The organism is Reyranella sp. CPCC 100927 (assembly GCF_007859315.1).
Classification (GTDB): Bacteria; Pseudomonadota; Alphaproteobacteria; order Reyranellales; family Reyranellaceae; genus Vineibacter.
Genome location: NZ_VOHA01000007.1, coordinates 314606 through 335040 on the forward strand (window position 1 = coordinate 314606; position 20435 = coordinate 335040).

The window sequence follows — 20435 nt, forward strand, 5'->3', positions numbered from 1 at the left end:
GGCGGAAGGACGCCCGCGTTACGCGACCTCGGCCGCCACGCGCTCGAACTGCAGGCCGTGGTAGTCGCCGGCGGCGCGCCAGGCGTTGAGGACGGCGATGAACGCCGGAGCGCCGCGGCCGTAGACGCCGTTCTGGATGTTGCGGTCCGACAGCTGGCCCTCGGCGTTGTAGTAGCCGGGCGTGCAGTCCTCCTGGTAGGCCTTGCGGAACACGCCGGCCTTCATGATCGTGTCGGTCCACGCGGCTTCGCCGGCGGCCGTGGGCTCCACCGAGTCGAAGGAGTCGGTGAGGCAGCGGCGCACGATGTAGGCGATATGCTCGGCCTGCTCCGTCAGCATGTGCGGGAAGTTGGGCGCCAGGCCCGACTGCATGGTGCTGACGATGAAGCAGTTGGGAAAATCGCGCGTCAGCAGGCCGTGCAGGGTCTGCACGCCGTCGGCCCATTTTTGCGCGAGCGTCCGCCCGCCGCGGCCGTGGATCTCCAGGCCCGAGCGCCGCTCGTAGCCGGTGCCGACCTCGAAGCCGGTGGCGAAGATCAGGCAGTCGATGGGATAGGCGCGGCCGCCGGCAACGATGGAATCGGCCGTGATGCGTTCCACGCCGCGGCCCTCGGTGTCGACCAGGGTCACGTTGGGCCGGTTGAACATGTCGAGATATTCGTCGTGGAAGCACGGCCGCTTGCAGAACTGCTTGTACCATGGCTTCAACGCGTCCGCGGCCGACGGGTCGCGTACCACCGCATCGACGCGGGCGCGCACCTGCTCCATCTTGGCGAAGTCGGCGATCTGCAGTGCCTGCAGCGGGTCGGCCGCCATCTGGTCGCGCCGGATCAGCTGCATGATCTCGGTCCAGCCGTCGCTCACCAGGTCTTCGTCCTGCGCGATGCCCGACACCAGGTTGTTGAAGTTCTCCATGCGCCGGCGCTGCCAGCCGGGCTCGAGCTGCGCCGCCCACACCGGATCGGTCGGCCGGTTTGCGCGCACGTCGATCGAGGAGGGCGTGCGCTGGAAGATGAAGAGATGCTGGGCCGATTGCGCGACATGCGGCGCGCACTGCACCGCGGTGGCACCGGTGCCGATGATGCCGACGCGCTTGTCGGCGAGCTTGTCGAGCCCGCCATGCGAGGTGCCGCCGGTATAGGCGTAGTCCCAGCGGCTGGTGTGGAAGCTGTGCCCGGCAAAGCTCTCGACACCGGGAATGCCCGGCAGCTTGGGCCGGTTGAGCGGCCCCGTGGTCAGCACCACGAAGCGCGCCGTCATGCGATCGCCGCGGTCGGTCTGGATGGCCCAGTGCGCTTTGCGGTCGTCCCAGCGCAGGTCCGTAACCGTGGTCTGGAAGAGGGCGTCGCGATAGAGGTCGAAGTGCCGGCCGACCGCCTGGGTGTGCGCCAGGATCTCGGGCGCCTTGGCGTATTTCTCGGTCGGCATGGCGCCGAGCTCTTCGAGCAGCGGCATATAGATATAGGACTCGATATCGCAGGCCGCGCCGGGGTAGCGGTTCCAGTACCACGTGCCGCCGAAATCGCCGCCTTTCTCGATGATGCGGATGCTCTTGACGCCGGCCTCGCGCAGCCGTGCCGCCGCCAGCAGCCCGCCGAACCCGCCGCCGACCACGACGACATCGACCGCATCGCTCACCGGCGCCCGCGTGAAGCCGGGCTCGACATAGGGATCGTCAGCGTAGTGGGCCAGCGTGCCGGCGATCTCGCGGTACTGGGTGTCGCCGTCGGGCCGCAGCCGCCGCTCGCGCTCGGCGCGGTATTTGGCGCGCAGCTGCTCGGGATCGAACGATTGGGCGGTCGGCATCAGGCGTTTCTCCACGGCATTCTCGGCACGTCGACGCTTTGCGTCGAAGTGCCTGACTTTGTCAGCCGACATTTAGGCGGAGCTGAAGGTGAATGTCCGTGACACGGTCCGCCAAATACTTGACATCAGACGCCACTGGATGCTGGATTTTCTGGCGCAAGATGTAAAGATCGGGCCATGGCGTCGCTCACCGTTGCCTCGACCTGGATGAATGCCGTGCTGGATCGCATGGCCCGTGAGGGCCTCGATCGCGCCGAGCTCACGGCTGACATCCGCGGTATCGAGCAGGGCCGGATTTCCACCACGGCGCGCATCGAGATCCAGCTGTCGCGGCTGATCTGGCGGCGCGCCGTGCAAATGACGGACGACCCGCTGCTGGGCCTCAAGGTCGGCAGCCAGCTGCCGACCCAGGCCGGCAATGTGGTGTCGGTGATTCGCGCCCACAGCCCGACCTTCGGCGACTTCATCCAGTCGCTGCTGCGCTACCAGTCGCTGCTGAGCGAAGGCGGCCGTTGGCTGGCGCTCCGGCCGGTGGCGCAGGGCGTGCGGCTGACCTACCGGCAGGCGCCGTCGGCCATCGCCATGGAGCCGCAGCAGATCGATTCCGCCGTAGCCTCGTTGGTGGCCTACGGTCCGCGCGCGCTCAGCGTCCGGTTGACCGGCCGTGGCAACCAGGACCCGGCGGCGTTCAGCGCCATGCTCGGTTGTCCCGTGACGCTGGGCGGGGCGCAGGCCAGCGTCGACTATGCGCACGCGACCATGACGCAACCGACGTCTGGCGCCGATCCGGCGTTGCTCAGCCTGAACATGGCCTATGCCGAATCGCTGCTGGCGGCGCATCGCACGATGGATGCACTCTGCGGCAACGTGCGGGTCGCGATCGAACGGCTGGGGCCGCGGCATGCCACGATCGACTCCGTGGCGCGCCATATCGGCTGTTCACCACGGACCCTGCAGCGGCGCTTGGCGGCGGCCGGATCGAGCTTCAAGGCGATCTTCGACGGCCACCGCATGGAGGAGGCACACATTCTGCTGTCCAAATCAGCGGCCAGCGTCGCACAGATCAGCGAACGGCTGGGCTATTCGGAAGCCAGTGCCTTCTCGCGCGCCGTCACCGCCTGGTGGGGCGTCTCGCCCCGCCAATTGCGTCGTGTCGTCCTGACCTCATAGGAACAAAGGAAAACGCATGTCGTGCTACGTCTTGCTGGAACTCGTTGCGAAACCCGGCACCGGACCTGAGGTCCTCGAGGACCTGCGTGAGGCCTTGCCGCAGACCCGCAACAAGGATGGCTGCCTCAACGTCGACGTGACCGTCAACGACGACAACCCCGACAACATCCTGCTCGTCATGCGCTGGGCCTCGCGCCGGCACTATGAGACCTACCGCGCCTGGCGTGATGCCAGCGGCGTCGTGAGCCAGTTTGCTGAAAAGACGGTTGGCGGCCTGTCGACCCGCTTCTTCAATCCCACCGACGTGTAGTCCCTCTGCCCGCTAAGCGGGCGGAGAGGGGCTTGGCGCTGGCTGGTCGTCGAACGCCGCCAGTGCGCGCTGGCGCTCGCCGGCGTGGCTGGGGCGGTGGTCGCGGGCCAGCAGCACGTAGAAGGTGGGCAGTACGAAGAGGGTGAAGAGCGTGCCCACCAGCATGCCCATCACCACGACGATGCCGATGGCGAAACGGCTGGCCGAGCCGGCACCGGTGGCGAACAGCAGGGGGACGAGGCCGGCCACCATCGCCGCGGTCGTCATCAGCACCGGCCGCATGCGCACCTTGGCGGCTTCCAGGATCGCCGTGGTGCGGTCGGCGCCCTTGCTGCTCTGGATCTCGTTGGCGAACGCCACCATCAGGATGCCGTGCTTGGAGATCAGGCCGATCAGCGTCACGAGGCCGATCTGGGTATAGATGTTGAGCGTCGTGAAGCCGAGATAGAGCGGCGTCAGCGCACCGCAGATCGCCAGCGGCACCGTGACCAGGATCACCAGCGGGTCGCGGAAGCTCTCGTACTGCGCCGCCAGCACCAGGAAGATAACAACCAGCGCGAAGCCGAACGAGATCGTGAGCCGGTTGCCTTCCTGCACGTACTGGCGGCTGTCCGACATCCAGTCGATGGTGACACCCGGGGCGCGCGGCAGGGCGGCCATGAAGTCGACGGCCTGGCCCATGGTCACGCCGGGTTTCAGCACGCCCGACAGGGTCGCCGCGTTCATCTGGTTGAACTGCGGCAGGCGGTTGGGCTGAACGCCGACATCGACCGCGACCACCGTCGACAGCGGCACCAGCGTGCCATTGGCGGCGCGCACATAATAGCGGCCGAGATTCTCCGGCGTGACGCGATCGACCCCGCGCACCTGCGGGATCACGTCATAGGAGCGGTCGAAGAAATTGAAGCGGTTGACGTAGTTCTCGCCGACCAGGACGGCCAGCGTATCGGCGATCGCCTGCATGGTCACGCCCAGGTCACCAGCCTTGGCCGTGTCGATGCGGATGCGTGCCTGCGGGCTGTCGAACGCCAGGTCGCTGTCGACGAAGACGAACAGCCCGCTGCGCCAGGCCGCCGCCTTCATCTTCTCCATCTCGGCGTTGAGCGTGGCGAAGTCGTCGGGCGCGCGCAGCACCATCTGGAACGGGAGGCCGCCGCTGGCGGCGGGCAGCGCCGCCGGCTGGAAGGGCGTCACCGAGCTGTCGGTCACCGAGGCGACGGCGCCGTAGAGGTGGTTCTGGATGTCGGTGGCGGTTCGCTGCCGTGTCTTCCAGTCGGTCATCACAAAACCGCCGAAGGCGTGGTTCTGCCCGTCGGTGCCGTTGACGAAGAAGCTGAAGGTGAACTCCGGTTGCTGCTGGAAGATCGCGACGACTTTCTTCGACGTCGCCGTCGTGTAGTCGATGTTCGCGTACTGCGGGGCGCGCGTGGCGGTGAAGACGTAACCCATGTCCTCCTGCGGCGCGAGTTCGCGCTCGGTCCCGAGAAACAGCACGACGATCGCCATCAGCATCGAGACCGCCACCAGCAGGACCGCGGCACGGGCCCGCAGCGTGTAGGCCAGCGCCTGCTTGTAGGTCTCGGAGACGGCGGCCATGGCATGCTCGATGGTGCGCGCCAGCCGGCTCTCCGACGTCTTGGCGCTCAGCAGGGCCGACGTCATCATCGGTGACAATGTCAGGGCGACGATTCCCGACACGATCACCGAGCCGGCGAGTGTGAAGGCGAACTCGCGGAAGAGGGCGCCGGTCAGTCCGCCCATCAGGCCGATCGGGGCGTAGACGGCGGCCAGGGTGATCGTCATCGCGATCACCGGACCCACGATCTCGCGGGCGCCGACCAGCGCCGCCGCTACGGGCGACAGGCCTTCCTCGATATGCCGATGGATGTTCTCGACCACCACGATGGCGTCGTCGACCACCAGCCCGATCGCCAGCACCATGGCCAGCAAGGTCAGCAGGTTGATCGAGAAACCGGCCATCAGCATCAGCGCCGCCGTTCCCACGATGGAGAGCGGAATGGTGACCACGGGGATGATCACGGCGCGCAAGGTGCCGAGGAACAGGAAGATCACCACGACGACGATCGCGACGGCCTCGATCAAGGTCGCCTCGACCTCGGCGATCGAGGCGTTGACGAAGTGCGTGACGTCAAAGACGCTGGTCACGCCGAGGCTGGGTGGCGCCAGCGCCTGGATGTCGGGGATCAGCTTGTTGGCCGCCTTGACGATATCCAGCGGGTTGCCGTCGGGCGTGGGCGAGATGCCGACCATGACCGAGCGCCGGTCGTCCTTGAGTGCCGAGCTCGTATAGTTCTGCCCGCCGATCTCCAGGGTGGCGACGTCGGACAGGCGCACCAGGCCGTCGGGAGTCGACTTCAGCACCAGGTGACGGAAGCCATCGAGGCTCTTCACGTCGGTCGAGGCTGTGATGTCGGTCACCGTCCATTCGCCCTTGAGCTGGCCGGGGGCTGCCTGCACGTTGTTGGCGCGCAGGGCGGCCGCGATGTCGCCGGCGGTGAGCCCACGGGCCGCCATCCTGTTGGGGTCGATCCAGATCCGCATGGCCAGCGTCTGGCTGCCGAAGAGATCGGCCGAGGCGACGCCGGGGATCGAGGTGAACAGCGGCTGCGCGATGCGGGTCACGAAGTCGGTGATCTGCGGAATGCTGAGGCTGTCGCTGGTGAACGCGACATACTGCACGGCCGAGGCGCCGTCCGTGATCTTGGTGACCACCGGGTCGGTGACGCCCTGCGGCAGCCGGTATTTGACCTGCTGGACCTTGGCCAGGATCTCGGTCATGGCCCGGTCGGCGTTGGCGTTGAGCACCAGCTTCGCCTTGATCTGGCTGCTGCCCATGGTCGAGTTCGAGGTCAGGTACTCGATGCCGCTGGCCGTGGCGATCGATTGCGCGATGGGCGACGTGACGAAACCCTGCATCACGTCCTGGGTTGCGCCGGGATACGTCGTCGTGACGGTGATCGTGGCGCTCTCGAGGTTCGGATACTGCCGCACCGGTAGCGAGAACATGGCGCTGCCGCCCACCAGCAGGATCAGCAGGCTCACGACGACCGACAGGATCGGCCGACGCACGAAGATGTCGGTGACGTTCATGGCTGCACGGCCGGCGGCAGGGAAGCGGTCTCGCCCGGCTTGACGGTCACGGCGGCGCCGGGCCGCACGCGCAGCTGGCCGCGGGTCACGATGACGTCGCCATCCTTGAGGCCGCGTTCCACCACGATCCTATCGCCGATGCGCTGGCCCGTGACCACGGGCACGACGTCGGCGGTACCGCCGCCACTGCGCCCCTCCGCATGGCGCACGACCACCACCGAGTCGCCCGATGCGCTCGCCATGATCGCGGTGAGCGGCACCACCATCGCATTGTCCCGCGGCGGCAACGCGACGCGCGCCGTCACATACATGCCCGGCCGTAACCGATGGCCTTCGTTGTCGATCACGGCCTGCACGGTGACGTTGCGGGTGCCTTCACCGATCTTGGGCTCGATGGCGTTGATGCGCGCCTGGAACGTCTGGCTGGGGAAGGGATCGGCGCTGACCGTGACCGTCCCGCCGACCCGCAGCCGCGCGAGCTCCTGCTGCGGCAGCGTGAAGTTGACATAGAGCCGGTCGAGGTTGGTGAGCGTCGCGACCGGATCGCCGGCATTGACGTACTGGCCGAGATTGACCCGCCGCAGGCCGATCTGGCCGGGGAAGGGCGCCTTGATCTGTTTCTGCGCGATGCGGGAGTCCAGCTGATCGATGGCGGCGCGGGACTGCGCCAGCTCGGCGTCGGCCTGGTCCAGGCGCGCCCGGGAATCGGCGCCGGTGGCCGAGAGCGCCGCGGCCCGCTTGTACTGCAGGTCGGCCAGCTGCAGCCGCGCTGCGGCCGCGGCACGGTCGGCCCGTTCGGGTGCGTCATAGAGCTGCAGCAGCGGCGCACCTGATGCCACCGTGCTGCCGGCCTCGAACCGGATGCTGACGATGCGGCCCGATACTTCCGCCGACAGCATCACCTCCTGGACCGATTGCAGCGAGCCGATCGCCTCCAGGAACTGCGGCAGCGTCTCGGGCGTCACCGCCTGCGCCACGACCTCGATGGGATGCGCCGGGTAGCTGGTGGCGGCGGCCGCACGGCGTTCCTGGCGCCATCCGTAGATGCCGCCCAGCACGGCGCCGACCAGGACGATGGCAGCGGCGATCGATCGCAGATGGCGCAAGGCTCCGCGAGGGGCGTCGGATCCTGAACTCATGTCGATTCCTTGGACCCCGCGGGGTCTTGCAGTGGCAGATCGTGCTGCTAGGCTACAACCTCAACCATAGTTGAGGTCAAGGACGATGAGTGACGATGGTGATGCCAGGGCCGTGCTGTCCGTGGGCGAGGTGGCGACACGCACCGGCGTCGCCGTGTCGACGATTCATTTCTATGAAAAGAAGGGAATGATCGAGGGGTGGCGCACGGACGGCAATCAGCGCCGCTATCCGCGCGCGGTGCTGCGGCGCGTGACCATCATCAAGATCGCGCAGCGGGCCGGCATACCGCTGCATGTCATTCGTGCGTCGCTCGCAGCCATTCCGCCTGACCACACGCCCAATGCGCGGGACTGGGCACGCTTCGTGTCGTCCTGGAAGAAGATGCTGGAGGAACGGATCGTCAGCCTGACCCAGCTGCGCGATCAGCTCACCAGCTGCATCGGCTGCGGCTGTCTGTCGCTGAGGGACTGCCCGCTGCGCAACCCCGGTGACAGGCTCGGCCGCGACGGCCCCGGCCCCCGGCGATTGATCAGTCCCTTCTCCCCGCGCAGGCGGGGAGAAGGTGGCGCGTAGGGCCGGATGAGGGGCTTCGTGCCGCTCAATCAGGCAACGCTATGTTGGCCTGCGCGAGGAGAAGGGTACGTCACCGCCCCGCGAACTTCGCCTCGCGTCCTTCGTTGAATGCCGCGACGCCCTCGCGGAAATCCGCCGTCTCGAAGGCGGCGTCCTGGTTGCCCGCTTCCAGCGCCAGCTGGGCGGCGAAGTCGTTGGTCGTGCTGACCTGGATCATGCGCTTGATCGCGGCATAGGCCAGCGTCGGGCCGTTGGCCATCTTCAGCGCCAGCGCGCGTGCCGCCGGCATCAGCGCGTCATCGTCGAGCACCTGGTGGATCAGGCCCCACTGCGCCGCGGTCTCGGCCGGGATCTTCTCGCCCAGCAGCATCATGGCCGATGACCGGCTGCGGCCGATCAGCCGCGGTAGCAGCCAGGAGCTGCCGCCATCCGGCACCACGCCCAGCCGCACGAAGGCCTGCAGGAAATTCGCCGAGCGTGCGGCCAGCACGATGTCGGCCGCCAGGGCCAGGCCGCAGCCGAAGCCCGCCGCCGGTCCGTTCACGGCGGCGATGATCGGCTTCGGCGCCGCCGCCATGCGCAACAACATGGGATTGACGGTCTTGCGCAGGTTGTCGCCGCCCTGGGCGCGCGCGGTGCCATCCTGGTTGCGCGCGTGCATGTCCTTGAGATCGGCACCGGCGCAGAAGCCGCGCCCGGCGCCCGTCAGCAGGATGGCGCGTACGCCGTCATCGCCCAGCAGCTGGTTCATCGCCGCCGGCAGTTCCTGCGCCATCACGCCGCTCATGGCGTTGAGCCGCGTGGGGCGATTGAGCGTCAGTGTCGCGAGCGGCCCGTCGCGCTCCAGCAAAAGCGTCTCGTAGGTCACGGTTCCTCCGGCATTCAATTATCGACCGACCGGTAGGTAATAACAGAAGCCACCGGCCGGCGCCAGCGATCAGCCCGGTGCGTAGCGGATGACCCAGTCCGGCGGCTCCTGCTCCAGCCGTCCATCGACCTTGACGCCGCGGTCGCGGGCCCAGCGATAGCCCCACATCGGGCCGAACGGTGTCGCGAAGCGGGTCGGCGCGCGGTAGGCCGGGTCGGACTGGGCTGCATCGAGGGTCACGAACCGGAAGCCCCGCTGACGGAACAGCGCCAGGATATCCGGCAGGCTGGTGCCGTTGATCCGGTTGAGATGCAGCAGCATCACCTCGGGCGGCGCGTAGCCCAGCACGCGCCGGTTCAAGTCGGCGTAGTAGTCGATCTGGATCGCGCTGTGGGCGAGATACGCAGCCTTGATCCGCTGCGCATCGGCGTCGCGTCCGGCGGCCAGTGCCCGGCCATAGGCACGCTCGAACACATAGTCAGAGGTGTCGATGGTCGACGCCGCCAGCGTATAGCCGCGTGCGCGCAGCAGATCGGCGATGGCATCGCGCCGCGCCGGCGTTTCGCCGGTGTGGTTGAGCGGAAAGCGCACGAAGCGCAGCGTCTTGTTCGCCGCCGTCATCAGGGGGCGGATGGTCGCGTCGCCGCGGTCGATCTCGGCTGCGATCGCGTCCAGGGACAGTCCGTTGATGTCGGCATGGGAATAGGTGTGGTTGCCCAGGCTGAGATCGCCGTCGGTCCATGCCGCCAGCAGGCGCCGTACGGCATCCCGTGGCAGGGACTGCACGGTCTTTTCGATGACGAAACCCGTGGCCGGAACCTTGTCGCGGCGCAGGACATCGAGGATCCGTCGGTTCAACGCCGCGACGTCGGCCAGCGGCGGCGCCGAAGATCCGGTATCGATGGCGGCAGGCAGGTCGTCGAACGTGATCGCCACGCGTCTTTCCTGGGCGCTGGCGGTGCCGATGACGAGCAGGTGCACCAGGGCCAGTCGCTGGATCAGTCCGATGACGCTCACGTGTCTGGCCTCGAGAGGGAAGCGGGGCAGGGGTGATGGCTGCCGACTGGGGCGTTTGTGCGACGGATGCGCGGATGTGCGGGCTGTGTCATGATTCGCGCGATGTTGGGGCAGGGGTTGAAGGCGCGCCGGACATCCTGGCATGTCGGCGGTTCCGTGAAGCGATCGGCGGCGTGGTGGCAGCTGGCCGCGCGCGGCGTGGCGCTGGTTGTCGGCCTGTCGCTGGCATCGGCCCATGCCCAGACCGGGGCCGACGCGGTTGCCGGACCCGACGTCAAGGGACCGGGCCCTTCCGTCGCCGAGCTCTGTCGCGTGCTGGCGCAGGCGGCTTCGGACAACGACCTGCCCGAGGCCTTCTTCACGCGCCTGATCTGGCAGGAGAGCCGGTTCGATCCCGAAGCCGTGAGCGAGGCGGGGGCCCAGGGCATCGCGCAATTCATGCCGCAGACCGCCGCCGGGCGCGGGCTGATCAACCCGTTCGATCCGGTGCAGGGCTTGCACGAATCGGCCAGCTACCTGCGCGAGCTGCGCGCCACGTTCAGCGGTAATCTGGGGCTGGCGGCGGCGGCCTACAACGCCGGCCCCAGCCGTGTCGAGGCGTGGATGGCCGGCCGCGGCCTGCTGCCGGGTGAGACACGGGCCTACGTCCATATCGTCACCGGCCATACCGCCGATGCCTGGGCTTCGCGCACGCCACCGACGTTCCAGGAGTCCGAGACGACCCGGAAGATGGGCTGCATCGAACTGGCAGCCTCGCTGAAGGAGAGCCAGCGCCGGCGGGTCGCGCTCACGTCGAGCCCGGCCTGGGGACCCTGGGGCGTGCAGCTCGCCGGCAACTGGTCCGAGGGGCGTGTGCTGGCGACCTACGAGCGGCTGCGTCGCCGACATGCTGCCGTGCTGGGGGATCGCCTGCCGCTGGTGCTGATCGCGCGCCGCCGCGTACCCTCGCGCTTCATCGTGCGTGTCTCCGAGAACAGCCAGGCGGCCGCCGACTCGTTGTGCGCCCGGCTGCGCGCCGCCGGCGGCGCCTGCATGGTCCTGCGCAATCCGCGCTACTGATTAACGCAACTGTCATCTTGACCTGTCACGGCGAACGAAGCGCGAGCATCGTCGATCAAGAAAATATCAGGCCGTGGCAACCTTCGCGTTCGTCTTAACCGTAATCGGTAAGTGTTTTGCTTGTCACAACATGGTCGGTACAAGCAAAATGCTTAGCATTCGTCGGGTCCTGGGGCAGCGGCGTCGCGCCGAGGGGGTAGCGATCGCTTGACCCGGCGTAGCAATGGGAGGCAACGATGCGGCCCCTGATCCTGGTGGCGACAGCAATGGCCATGTCGTCATGGCACCAGCCGGTCTACGCGCAGCAACCGCAGCAGTCCGCCACGACAGGCCAACCGGCCAACGCCGACGCGGCGGCGCGCGGCATGGCACAGCGGTTGGGGTACTGTGCCGCGTTCTTCAAACCCGATAGTGCGGCCGCCCAGCAATTCCAGTTCGCTGGGTTGCTGTCGCAGGCGGACGCAGCCAGGTTCGTGCTGTGGTTCTATTTCTCGGCGTCGACAGCCATTCCCGACCAATGGCGGCAGCCCTACGAGGCGGCGCGCCTGCACGGCACCCGCGACGCCGCATCGGCCACGCCTGCGCGCATCGCCGACGTCTACAAGTTCTGCAAGCCGGTGACGCCGTCGGCGTCGCTGACCGATACACCGCCGGCACCGACACCGTCAGGAACGGCGCCGGAGCGTCTGCCGGCGCAGCAGAACGGCACCATGGTGCGCAAGCTCAAGCGCTGCTGGCATGTTGCCGACACCGGCGGCACGGGCGGGCCGCCGGCCGTCCACGTTGTCGTCGACATGGCGGAGGGCGGCAGGGCGACCGATGCAAGGCTCGATGCCGAGACGCAGGCCCAGGTCGCTGGCAGCCCACGCGTGCGGGCCTTTGCCGCCGCGGCGCTGCAGGCGGTGCTGGATCCCCGGTGCCAGCCTTTGCCGTATCCGCGCGATCGCTATGATCAGTTCCGCCGCTTCGTGCTGACCTTCGATCCGGGCGCGGCGCGGTAACGGCGAGGAGGCCACGGCAGGCGCCGAGGCTTCCGTCCTTTCGCCCGCGATTCCTCATCGATTTTCTGCCACCCCTTCCTGTCCTGCTATACTACCATCGATTGTATGGAGTGGTGCGGGAACCATGATTGGTCAGTTGTTGGCAGTGCCTTTGGTTTGGCGGGTCGGGATATTGCTGTCGTTGCTGGCAGCGACCATCGTCGCCGAAAACCTGCATGCGTTTCAGGCCGAGGATGCGGAAGAAGCGGCTTTGATGCTGCGAGACGGCCGCCAGGCCGCGGCAAAGCCGCTTCACGCCAGCGACACGATCACAGTAGCCGTGTCGTTCGGTTTCACCCGCATCTATCGGGTGCACTATACATTCGCCGATGACCAGGGCCGGCAGTGGACCGGCGGCGACCAGATCACGGAAGCAGAATTCGCGAACCTAACCGACCCGTCGCGACCCGAACTCATGCGAGCCGATGCACGACTCATCGTTCTCTACGATCCCGCCGATCCGACGCGCAACGGCGTTCGTTCCACCTACGAGACCGTGCCGGGGCCGCGCATGTGGATGGTCATCGCCGCCTTCATCGCAGTCCTGATAACCGGGATCGGGCTGACATGGCGCGTGCACGCGGCCCGATCACGGCGACGGGCAACCAAGGGAGCTGCCCTGCCGCGGTAGAGCTGGCGCACGCGGTACCGGATGCACGATCTTCGATCCGGGCGAGGCCCGTTGATGTCGCGCTCCGGAATGCGATGACGGCACGGTCGTTCCTGGCGGTTTTCCCGCAGCGAGTGATGCCGGGTCAGGCGAACAGAAACTTGTCGGGTGTCAGCGGCAAGTCGCGAACGCGTTTTCCGGTGGCGTTGAACGCAGCGTTGGCGATGGCGGCCGCGACGCCGGTGATGCCGATTTCGCCGATGCCGCGTGCGCCCATGGGGGTGCGAGGATCCGCAATGTCGGTCCACAGAACATCGATGTCCGGCACGTCGAGATGTACGGGCACGTGATAGTCGGCGATCGATGCGCTCATGACCCGCCCGGTGCGCTCATCGAACAGAGTCTCCTCCGTCAGCGCCATGCCGATACCCATGATCATGCCGCCGCGGAACTGGCTCGCGGCGGTCCTGGGGTTGAGAATGCGGCCGCAGTCGAAACAGCCGACGAGGCGATCGATGCGGATCTCACCGGTCACGTCGCTCACGCGAAGCTCGCAGAAGATCGCCGATCTGCTGTGCATCGAGAACTTGAGCATTTCGAGGGGCGCGCCGCTCTCTCCCGTCACGCTGACCTCGCGGCGCGCGGCACGTTTGAGGATCGACACGAAGCTCTCGTGTCGGGACGAATCGTCGATCTTGCGCAGGCCGCCGTCGGCGAATTCGATGTCGCCCACTTTCAACCCGGCGAGAGGCGTATCGTTGCCGGCCAGGCGCAGCAACTGACTGGCCAGTTTGGCGCTGGCCGCGTTGATCGCCGCCCCCAGGGAAGCGGTCTGCGACGAGCCACCGGCAAAGCTGCCAAAGGGCAGACTCGTATCGCCGATCCTGACCGTGACCCTGTCCAGCGGCAAGCCAAGACGGTCTGCCGCATGCTGTTGTTGCACGGTCGTCGTGCCCATGCCCATCTCATGCGCAGCACTTGAGACCGTTGCATGACCGTTGTCGTCAATGGTGATCCGGGCCGACATGCCGGGCATCCGGGCGTACGGGAAAGAGCCCGTTGCGCAGCCCATGCCGAGGCGCCACTCGCCATCCTTGAGCGAACGCGGCGCAGCCACGCGGCGATGCCAGCCGAATCGCTCCGCGCCCAGCTCATAGGCCAGCATCATGTCGCTTTGCGAATGCGGCGCGCCGGTGATGGGATCGCCATCGGAGACGTTGCGGCGCCTCAGTTCGATGGGATCCATCCCCAGTGCGTGTGCCAGTTCGTCCATGGCGCACTCGAGGGCGAAGGTGCCGGGAGCCTCTCCGGGGGCCCGCATGAACGTGTTGGCCAACACGTCGAGATCGAGCGTGTGCTGCACGATATCGACGCTGTCTGACGCGTAGAGCGATCGGCCGCTCAAGGTGAAGGCCTCATCGCAGACGCTGTGCTGCGGCTTTACTGAAAAGCCGTGGTGGATCAGTCCCGTGAGCTTTCCGTCGGCTTCAGCGGAAAGGGCGACGCGCTGTTCCGTCGGCGATCGGCCGCCGATCAGGCGATGCATGCCGGCGCGGGACAGGGCGATCCGCACAGGTCGGCCCGCGAGCTTGGCCGCGGCGGCACCCAGGATCTGGTGATCCCATAGCCCCTTGCCGCCGAAGCCGCCGCCGACGAAGGGCGAACTGACATGCACCTGCGACTCCTTGATGCCGAAGACCTTGGCGAGCGAGCCGGCCGTGCCGTTCAGCATCTGCGTCGCGTCATGAACGATCAGCCGATCGCCGCTCCAGACGATCGTCGCGGCGTTGGGCTCGATCGGATTATGGTTATGCCAGGGCGTCCGATAGACCGCATCGACACGCCGTGCCGCCGCTTGGAACGCTGCCTGGACGTCGCCTTTCTTCAGCTGGTTCTTCTCGATCATGAGCGAGTCGGGCGTGCGCGCATCGGCCTTCGCCGTCTCGAACCGCGTGCGCGCGGCAACCGCCTCGTAGCGCGCTTTGACGAGTGATGCAGCGTGGTCGGCCTGCTCCTGCGTTTCGGCGAGCACCACCGCGATCGCCTGTCCGTTCCAGCGGATGTCCGGGTCCTGCATTACCGGTAGAATGCTGTTGCCCGCGGCCTTGAGGTTGGTCAGTCCGATCGGCGGCGGCAACGCCATCTTCGGCGCGTTGCGGTGCGTCATCACAAGAACGACGCCGGGCGCTGCCTCGGCGACGGAGACATCGAGCGCCGCGATCCTGCCGCGCGCGATCGTCGAATGGACGCAGGCCGCATAGAGCAGACCCTCCATCGGCACTTCGGCGGCGAACCGCGCGGCGCCTCTCACCTTGTCGGGCCCATCGACGCGCGGCTGCTGTGTGCCGAGGGTGACGCGTCTTGCGATCAGCGGATCGGGCTTGCCCCCCGGCAACCAACTGCTGGGAACATAGCTCATCGCGGTGCGGACACCGCCAACGATGGCGTTCTGCAACTTGCTCATGCGTCCACTCCCGCCAGTTCGCTGAGCACCGCAGCGGTGGTCCTTTTCACCAGTTCGACCTTGAAGGCGTTGCCGTCGAACGTCCTGGCGGCGGCGAGCTCCGCATCGGCGGCCTCGAGAAAACGCTCTCTCGTCGGCGCCTGGCCAAGCAGAACTTGCTCGGCCCGCGTGGCGCGCCATGGCTTCGCCGCGACGCCGCCCACGGCGATCCGCACGTGTTCGATTTTTCCTGCGACGAGCTGCAGTCCGGCGGCGATCGAGACCAGCGCGAATGCGTAGCTCGAACGGTCGCGAACCTTGCGATAGGTGGAATTCGCCGCAGCGGCGCTTGGCGCGAGTTCGATCTCGGTGATCAGTTCGCCTGGTCGTAGTGCCGTCTCGATCTCCGGATGATCGCCGGGCAATCGATGGAAATCGAGGAGGGGTACGCTTCGTTCTCCGCCGGGGCCGGCGAGATGGACCGTCGCGTCCAGTGCGGCGAGCGCCACGCACATGTCCGATGGGTGTGTCGCGATGCAGTGCTCCGACCCGCCGAAAATGGCGTGATAGCGGTTGAAACCGTCGATGGCGTCGCAGCCGATACCGGGTTCGCGCTTGTTGCAGCGCGATCCGGCAGCGTCGTAGAAGTAGGGGCAGCGCGTTCTCTGGAGGATGTTGCCTGCGATGGTCGCCATGTTGCGGATCTGCGCCGACGCACCCGCCAGAATGGCGCGTGACAGCATCGGATAACGCGTCCGCACGGCAGGATGCGCGGCGGCGGCGCTGTTGCGCACTGCCGCGCCGATGATCAGGCCGCCGTCTGGCGTCTCCTCAATGGCGGCCGGCAAGCGAGACACATCCACCAGCGCGGCCGGCGCTTCGATGTTCTGCCGCATCAGGTCCACCAGATTGGTGCCGCCGCCGAGGAAGCGGGCTTGTGCCGTGTCTGCCATGGATAAAGCTTCGGTTCGGTCGGCGGCGCACCGGTAATCGAACGATCTCATGGCGCAGCTCCGGCCAGCATCGCCTCGATTGCTTCGACGATCCCGTTATGCGCGCCGCACCGGCACAGATTGCCGCTCATCCGTTCGCGTATTTCCTGGCGCGTCGCGCTTTCCGGACCCGTAGCGAGATCGGCCGTCACGTAGCTGGGGTCACCCCGGCGCAACTCGTCGACCATCGCGACGGCCGAACAGATCTGACCGGGTGTGCAGTAGCCGCACTGGAGTCCGTCATGTTCAATGAAAGCCTGCTGCAGCGGATGAAGCTGCCCATCGTCCGACGGCAGTCCTTCGATCGTCCTCACCTCGCGCCCGTCCGCCTGGACCGCCAACGTCAGGCACGACAGCACGCGCGCGCCATCGACGATGACGGTGCATGCGCCACAGCCCCCCTGGTTGCAGCCCAGCTTGGTGCCGGTCAGGCCGAGCCGCTCTCGCAACAGATCGAGCAGCGAGACGCGGGGGTCGTCGGGTAACGGATACGCCGTTCCATTGATGACGATTGCCATCGGTGCCTCCGTTCACGGGTTGGCGTCGAAACAGGCTGATCATCAAGATAGTACGAAGTTCGTAATATTCAAGCCGCTGTGCCGGCGATCTTTTCCGTCAGCCGGATCAGCTCGCCCTGTTCCTGCGGATCGAGCGAACGAAGCATGATGCGGCACAACTCGCGATAGGCGGCGACGTGATCGTCGATGGCCTGCCGCCCACGATCCGTCACGGTCAGCGCCAGCGACCGGCGGTCGTCCTCGGTCCGGCGGCGCTCGATCAAGCGCTTGCGCACCATCCGGTCGACGGCGGAGGACATCGTCGTCATGGCGACATTGAGGTATCGGGCGACGTCGCCCATGCCGCAACCGGGATTGTCGCCGATGAACACGAGGGTTTCAGCGTCCAGGGCATTGAGCGCGTTGTCGGCGGCGGCAGCCGCTTCCGCTACCTTGAAGCGGCGCGTGAACCGCTCGAAGGCACGCGTGAGCTGCTCGACTTGAGCCTGCGTGGGTTCGGTCATGCCGGAACCAAAGCATGTTCGGTCCGACGATGCCAGCAACGGCCCCGATCGTCGGATGCTGACTGCGACGAGGCCGCGGCGCACATCGCAACGGTGCGAGCGATCGTCCTGTCAGCGCGAATTCTCCCCGGCGCAGATGGCGGCAAGGCCCAACGGCGGCTGGAAAATGATCAGGGCCCTGGCGCGCCGCCAGATCCATGCTGGATGAAGTACTGGCTGGGCAGGATGCCGGTGATGCGGCGGAACATGGCGGTGAAGGCGCTGGGTGTTTCGTAGCCGAGGTCGAGAGCGACGGTGATCACAGGCTCTCCCGCTGCCAGCCGGGGCAGCGCGGCAATGATGCGAAGCTGCTGCCGCCAGTTGACGAACGACGTGCCATATTCCTTGTGAAAGAGGCGTGCCAGCGTCCGTGAGGAAGCACCGGCTGTCGTTGCCCAGCGATCCAGTGTCCGATTGTCGCCGGGATCACGCGTCAGGGCGTCGTGAACGCGCCTGAGACGCGCGTCCTTGGGTAGGACGATCTGCAGGTGATCATCCGGCTCCCATGAGATTTCAGCCAGCGCGATGTCGGCGAGGCGGCCTGCGTGACTGGCCTCGGCTTTGTTGGTCGGCGGCATGGCCAGCCGGAGGATCAGTTCCCGCAACAGGGGATTGATATGCACCACGCGAGGAAGACCAGGGGCATCTGTGGGAACGACGTCCGCTCGAATCAGGAGGGTTCTCACGGAGGATGCCATGCGGCAGCGCAGCCCATGATCCATACGCGCCGGCAACCATAGGGCGTGCAGCGGCGGGATAAGGAACATGCTGCGCGCCGTCGTGACCTCAAGCAGGCCGGTGACGGCATAGAGCAGCTGTGCCCGTTCGCAGCGTCGCTTGGGATGCCGCCGGCCGCGGATAAACGTCCCGGCCGTGGCCACGACCGCTCGGGTGGTATTCCGAACACCGTTGCGGTCGACGCGCCTGGGCATATCGATCGCCTTGTCTGATTAAGCGTAATCTTTGTCAGGATACGCTTAGAAAGTCACGACGTCATCGGGCAGGAAATGCGCGGGCCGCAGGCCACGCAGGAGGCACGATGTCGATGCACCATGGAATGTTCCAATCCCTCTTTGCCTACAAGGCGTGGGCCAGCAGCCAGTTGCTGGCATTGCTCGAGGCTGGCGCTTTGGCGGACGATGCGAAAACATCGCATACCGTCCTGCGCATCCTGAACCACGCCTATGTCGTGGATAGGATATTTCAGGCCAACATGCAGGGCATCCGGCACGGCTACACGGCACTCAACACGCCCGAGACGCCGTCAGCCGCCGCTTTGCGCGCGGCCACACGCGACCTTGACCAATGGTATCGCGACTACATCGCGAGCCTGTCGCTGGACCACGTCAATGACAGCGTCGCGTTCACGTTTGTGGACGGCACCGCCGGCGTCATGACGCGCGCGCAAATGCTCATGCATGTCGCGACACACGGCGCCTATCACCGTGGTGAAGTCGGGCGCCTTCTGGAGGTCCACGGGATCGAGGCGCCACCAGACAGCCTGTCCAGGTTCCTGACGGTTGCGCATTGATCGCGAGAATCTTGACACTCGCCCAGAAAAATCCCTAAGTCTCGAACCAACTTGTCGTTTGAGATTCGACCGTGCCCATCAAATGGAGCGTAGATCACAACGCCCGCCTCGTTCGCGTCTTGGCAACGGGCGCACCGACGACCGCAGACTACGCCGAGATGATCGCTGCGATACAGGCGGAAGGCACCGTCGGCTATCGCTCGATCATCGTTTCCCGGGGGCTGAGCAATGTTCCCGCCGGGGATTTTGCGGCCTGGGCGGAAACGGCCGCGGCCCGCGCGAACACCGCGGTGTCGGGCGGCCAGATCGCGCTCGTTCCGTCCTCGGACGCCGGGCGGGAAATCGGTGCCTACTTCATCAAACGTCTCCGCGGCCGGCGGCCCTGTGCCGTGTTCGACAACGTGGCGGATGCCCTCGCCTGGCTCGGGTTGCCGCCGGATACGCCGACCGATCCGGATTGACGTCGGCCGTCGCGCCTCACGGCCGATGCGGCGGCCGCACCATCACATCGAGCAGACGCTCCAGCGTGTCGTGCGGGTTGGCGCAGCGGCCGGTGTGCACGGGGGACATCTGGATGATGGTGCTGCGCGGCGCCACCAGCCAGTGAAAGCGTTCGCGCTGGCTGAGCTGGCCGATCGGGCCGGCCGATGGGCCACCGGCACAGATGATCGGGATGCTGGCGAGGTGGCTGTGTACGACGTCGATGGCGACGGCCGGATCGATCGCGCGCAGGCGCTGCTCGTCGAGCGCAATGCGGGCCTCGAGAAACTGTTCGGCCGGGCAGGACAGGATCACGCCGGCATTGATGAACTCCTCGCGCTCGACCCGCGGCACCACGCGGATCGTGGCGTAGTCATACGAGCAGGGCGCGGGCACGGAGGGCCTCCTCGACGAAAGCGCGCGGGCTCGTCAGCCGGCGGACGAGATGGTCGGTGTAGGCATCGCGGCTGTGGGCGCCGAGCCAATCCTGCGGGATCAGCGCTGTGATGCCCGCGATGGTGTCGGGTGTGATGCGTGCCGCCAATGCCGCGTCGACCTCGCGCAGCGCCGCGGCGGCGGGCAGCAGGACGTGATCCTTGATGCGCGGGAACGGGTCCTGGCTGCGGTCGGTGCGGCCATCCCAGGCGTGGTGGAAGTAGAACGCGGCGCCATGGTCGATCAGCTGCAGCTGCTGGTGCCAGACCAGCAGGTTGGCGTTGCGCGCCGTGCGGTCGACATTGCTGACATAGGCGTCGAACCACACGACCTGTGATGCCAATAGCGCGTCGGGTGTCTGCACGACCGGATCGAACATGACGGCGCCCGGCAAGTAGTCGAGCGCAACGTTCAGTCCGGCGCTGCCGCGGATCAGGGCCTGGATCTCCGGGTCGGGCTCGGTGCGCGCCAGGTCGGCGTCGAGGTCGACGAACACGATCTCCGGCACCGCCAGCCCCCCAGCGCGTGCCAGTTCGCCGGCGACCAGCTCCGCGAGCAGCACCTTGGCGCCCTGGCCGGCACCGCGGAACTTCAAGACATACAGGCCATCGTCGTCGGCCTCGACGATGGCCGGCAACGAGCCGCCCTCGCGCAGCGGCATGACGTAGCGGGTTGCGGTGACTGTCCTCAACATCGGCGCACGATGCCATATCCGGCCCCGCCAGAGGGCGAAAATGCTGGACGTCGTCAACGGGAACCGCGGCAAGGCTTCAGGCGTCTTGAATGCGGG

20 protein-coding genes are annotated in these 20435 nt (G+C 66.9%); 8 read left to right on the top strand and 12 right to left on the bottom strand.

Annotation, left to right across the window (positions count from 1 at the left end):
• Nucleotides 1-18: 18 nt before the first annotated feature.
• Nucleotides 19-1806, bottom strand: a complete 1788-nt coding sequence (locus FQU96_RS21160; RefSeq protein ID WP_146543307.1) for an NAD(P)/FAD-dependent oxidoreductase — start codon at nt 1804-1806, stop codon at nt 19-21.
• Between the two features lie 177 nt (nt 1807-1983).
• Here FQU96_RS21160 and FQU96_RS21165 point away from each other — a divergent pair, with 177 nt between their 5' ends.
• The gene (locus tag FQU96_RS21165) at nt 1984-2976 is read left to right on the top strand and encodes an AraC family transcriptional regulator (protein ID WP_146543308.1); all 993 of its coding nucleotides are present in this window, start codon (nt 1984-1986) and stop codon (nt 2974-2976) included.
• A gap of 16 nt (nt 2977-2992) precedes the next feature.
• Nucleotides 2993-3286 (top strand): putative quinol monooxygenase, encoded by a 294-nt coding sequence (locus tag FQU96_RS21170; protein WP_146543309.1) that lies wholly within the window; start codon nt 2993-2995, stop codon nt 3284-3286.
• A gap of 12 nt (nt 3287-3298) precedes the next feature.
• Here the strand turns inward: FQU96_RS21170 and FQU96_RS21175 are convergent, their stop codons facing one another.
• The gene (locus tag FQU96_RS21175) at nt 3299-6397 is read right to left on the bottom strand and encodes an efflux RND transporter permease subunit (RefSeq protein ID WP_146543310.1); all 3099 of its coding nucleotides are present in this window, start codon (nt 6395-6397) and stop codon (nt 3299-3301) included.
• On the bottom strand, nt 6394-7536 hold the full coding sequence (locus tag FQU96_RS21180) for an efflux RND transporter periplasmic adaptor subunit (protein WP_146543311.1): 1143 nt from the start codon (nt 7534-7536) through the stop codon (nt 6394-6396). The genes FQU96_RS21175 and FQU96_RS21180 overlap by 4 nt, the downstream gene beginning before the upstream one ends.
• Nucleotides 7537-7621: 85 nt before the next feature.
• On the opposite strand from FQU96_RS21180, the gene soxR reads away from it, so the two are divergent.
• Nucleotides 7622-8110, top strand: coding sequence for a redox-sensitive transcriptional activator SoxR (gene soxR / locus FQU96_RS21185; RefSeq protein ID WP_146543312.1), 489 nt, complete (start codon nt 7622-7624; stop codon nt 8108-8110).
• A 70-nt stretch (nt 8111-8180) separates the two neighbouring features.
• On the opposite strand, the gene FQU96_RS21190 is transcribed toward soxR, so the two are convergent.
• Together FQU96_RS21190 and FQU96_RS21195 are read right to left on the bottom strand one after the other, a co-directional pair.
• Nucleotides 8181-8978 carry an enoyl-CoA hydratase-related protein gene (locus FQU96_RS21190; protein WP_178130617.1) on the bottom strand — a complete coding sequence of 266 codons (798 nt, stop codon included), beginning with the start codon at nt 8976-8978 and terminating at the stop codon, nt 8181-8183.
• A gap of 69 nt (nt 8979-9047) precedes the next feature.
• Nucleotides 9048-9995 carry a polysaccharide deacetylase family protein gene (locus tag FQU96_RS21195; RefSeq protein ID WP_178130618.1) on the bottom strand — a complete coding sequence of 316 codons (948 nt, stop codon included), beginning with the start codon at nt 9993-9995 and terminating at the stop codon, nt 9048-9050.
• A 90-nt stretch (nt 9996-10085) separates the two neighbouring features.
• On the opposite strand from FQU96_RS21195, the gene FQU96_RS21200 reads away from it, so the two are divergent.
• The 3 genes from FQU96_RS21200 to FQU96_RS21210 all read left to right on the top strand — a co-directional run bounded on the left by FQU96_RS21200 (nt 10086) and on the right by FQU96_RS21210 (nt 12725).
• Nucleotides 10086-11054: a lytic transglycosylase domain-containing protein gene (locus FQU96_RS21200; RefSeq protein WP_255468427.1), complete on the top strand. Its 969-nt coding sequence runs from the start codon at nt 10086-10088 to the stop codon at nt 11052-11054.
• A 236-nt stretch (nt 11055-11290) separates the two neighbouring features.
• Nucleotides 11291-12055, top strand: coding sequence for a hypothetical protein (locus FQU96_RS21205; RefSeq protein ID WP_146543315.1), 765 nt, complete (start codon nt 11291-11293; stop codon nt 12053-12055).
• A 124-nt stretch (nt 12056-12179) separates the two neighbouring features.
• Nucleotides 12180-12725 carry a DUF3592 domain-containing protein gene (locus tag FQU96_RS21210; RefSeq protein WP_146543316.1) on the top strand — a complete coding sequence of 182 codons (546 nt, stop codon included), beginning with the start codon at nt 12180-12182 and terminating at the stop codon, nt 12723-12725.
• A gap of 124 nt (nt 12726-12849) precedes the next feature.
• Here FQU96_RS21210 and FQU96_RS21215 read toward each other — a convergent pair whose 3' ends face one another.
• The 5 genes from FQU96_RS21215 to FQU96_RS21235 all read right to left on the bottom strand — a co-directional run bounded on the left by FQU96_RS21215 (nt 12850) and on the right by FQU96_RS21235 (nt 17921).
• Nucleotides 12850-15123: a xanthine dehydrogenase family protein molybdopterin-binding subunit gene (locus tag FQU96_RS21215; protein ID WP_218574798.1), complete on the bottom strand. Its 2274-nt coding sequence runs from the start codon at nt 15121-15123 to the stop codon at nt 12850-12852.
• 41 nt (nt 15124-15164) lie between these two features.
• Nucleotides 15165-16151, bottom strand: a complete 987-nt coding sequence (locus tag FQU96_RS21220; protein WP_146543317.1) for a xanthine dehydrogenase family protein subunit M — start codon at nt 16149-16151, stop codon at nt 15165-15167.
• Entirely contained in the window at nt 16148-16657 is a 510-nt protein-coding gene (locus tag FQU96_RS21225; protein WP_146543318.1) for a (2Fe-2S)-binding protein, read from the bottom strand. Before FQU96_RS21225 ends, FQU96_RS21220 begins: the two co-directional genes overlap by 4 nt.
• Nucleotides 16658-16725: 68 nt before the next feature.
• Nucleotides 16726-17160, bottom strand: a complete 435-nt coding sequence (locus FQU96_RS21230; RefSeq protein ID WP_146543319.1) for a MarR family winged helix-turn-helix transcriptional regulator — start codon at nt 17158-17160, stop codon at nt 16726-16728.
• A gap of 170 nt (nt 17161-17330) precedes the next feature.
• A complete protein-coding gene (locus FQU96_RS21235) occupies nt 17331-17921 on the bottom strand; it encodes an AraC family transcriptional regulator (protein ID WP_218574788.1) in 591 nt (196 codons plus the stop codon).
• Between the two features lie 317 nt (nt 17922-18238).
• Between FQU96_RS21235 and FQU96_RS21240 the strand changes: the two genes are divergently transcribed.
• The gene (locus tag FQU96_RS21240) at nt 18239-18730 is read left to right on the top strand and encodes a DinB family protein (protein WP_146543321.1); all 492 of its coding nucleotides are present in this window, start codon (nt 18239-18241) and stop codon (nt 18728-18730) included.
• A gap of 71 nt (nt 18731-18801) precedes the next feature.
• Nucleotides 18802-19191: a hypothetical protein gene (locus FQU96_RS21245; protein ID WP_146543322.1), complete on the top strand. Its 390-nt coding sequence runs from the start codon at nt 18802-18804 to the stop codon at nt 19189-19191.
• A 16-nt stretch (nt 19192-19207) separates the two neighbouring features.
• On the opposite strand, the gene FQU96_RS21250 is transcribed toward FQU96_RS21245, so the two are convergent.
• Together FQU96_RS21250 and FQU96_RS21255 are read right to left on the bottom strand one after the other, a co-directional pair.
• Entirely contained in the window at nt 19208-19606 is a 399-nt protein-coding gene (locus tag FQU96_RS21250; RefSeq protein ID WP_146543323.1) for a DUF3037 domain-containing protein, read from the bottom strand.
• Nucleotides 19584-20339, bottom strand: a complete 756-nt coding sequence (locus tag FQU96_RS21255; protein WP_146543324.1) for a HipA family kinase — start codon at nt 20337-20339, stop codon at nt 19584-19586. The genes FQU96_RS21250 and FQU96_RS21255 overlap by 23 nt, the downstream gene beginning before the upstream one ends.
• Nucleotides 20340-20435: the final 96 nt, after the last annotated feature.

Bases quoted from the DNA above. Each gene is read 5' to 3' on its own strand.
- FQU96_RS21170 (WP_146543309.1), top strand. From the start codon at position 2,993: ATGTCGTGCTACGTCTTGCTGGAACTCGTTGCGAAACCCGGCACCGGA.
- FQU96_RS21240 (WP_146543321.1), top strand. From the start codon at position 18,239: ATGTCGATGCACCATGGAATGTTCCAATCCCTCTTTGCCTACAAGGCG.
- soxR (WP_146543312.1), top strand. From the start codon at position 7,622: ATGAGTGACGATGGTGATGCCAGGGCCGTGCTGTCCGTGGGCGAGGTG.
- FQU96_RS21230 (WP_146543319.1), bottom strand. From the start codon at position 17,160: ATGACCGAACCCACGCAGGCTCAAGTCGAGCAGCTCACGCGTGCCTTC.
- FQU96_RS21225 (WP_146543318.1), bottom strand. From the start codon at position 16,657: ATGGCAATCGTCATCAATGGAACGGCGTATCCGTTACCCGACGACCCC.
- FQU96_RS21160 (WP_146543307.1), bottom strand. From the start codon at position 1,806: ATGCCGACCGCCCAATCGTTCGATCCCGAGCAGCTGCGCGCCAAATAC.
- FQU96_RS21200 (WP_255468427.1), top strand. From the start codon at position 10,086: ATGATTCGCGCGATGTTGGGGCAGGGGTTGAAGGCGCGCCGGACATCC.
- FQU96_RS21255 (WP_146543324.1), bottom strand. From the start codon at position 20,339: ATGTTGAGGACAGTCACCGCAACCCGCTACGTCATGCCGCTGCGCGAG.
- FQU96_RS21205 (WP_146543315.1), top strand. From the start codon at position 11,291: ATGCGGCCCCTGATCCTGGTGGCGACAGCAATGGCCATGTCGTCATGG.
- FQU96_RS21180 (WP_146543311.1), bottom strand. From the start codon at position 7,536: ATGAGTTCAGGATCCGACGCCCCTCGCGGAGCCTTGCGCCATCTGCGA.
- FQU96_RS21220 (WP_146543317.1), bottom strand. From the start codon at position 16,151: ATGAGATCGTTCGATTACCGGTGCGCCGCCGACCGAACCGAAGCTTTA.
- FQU96_RS21210 (WP_146543316.1), top strand. From the start codon at position 12,180: ATGATTGGTCAGTTGTTGGCAGTGCCTTTGGTTTGGCGGGTCGGGATA.
- FQU96_RS21215 (WP_218574798.1), bottom strand. From the start codon at position 15,123: ATGAGCTATGTTCCCAGCAGTTGGTTGCCGGGGGGCAAGCCCGATCCG.
- FQU96_RS21175 (WP_146543310.1), bottom strand. From the start codon at position 6,397: ATGAACGTCACCGACATCTTCGTGCGTCGGCCGATCCTGTCGGTCGTC.
- FQU96_RS21235 (WP_218574788.1), bottom strand. From the start codon at position 17,921: ATGGATCATGGGCTGCGCTGCCGCATGGCATCCTCCGTGAGAACCCTC.
- FQU96_RS21165 (WP_146543308.1), top strand. From the start codon at position 1,984: ATGGCGTCGCTCACCGTTGCCTCGACCTGGATGAATGCCGTGCTGGAT.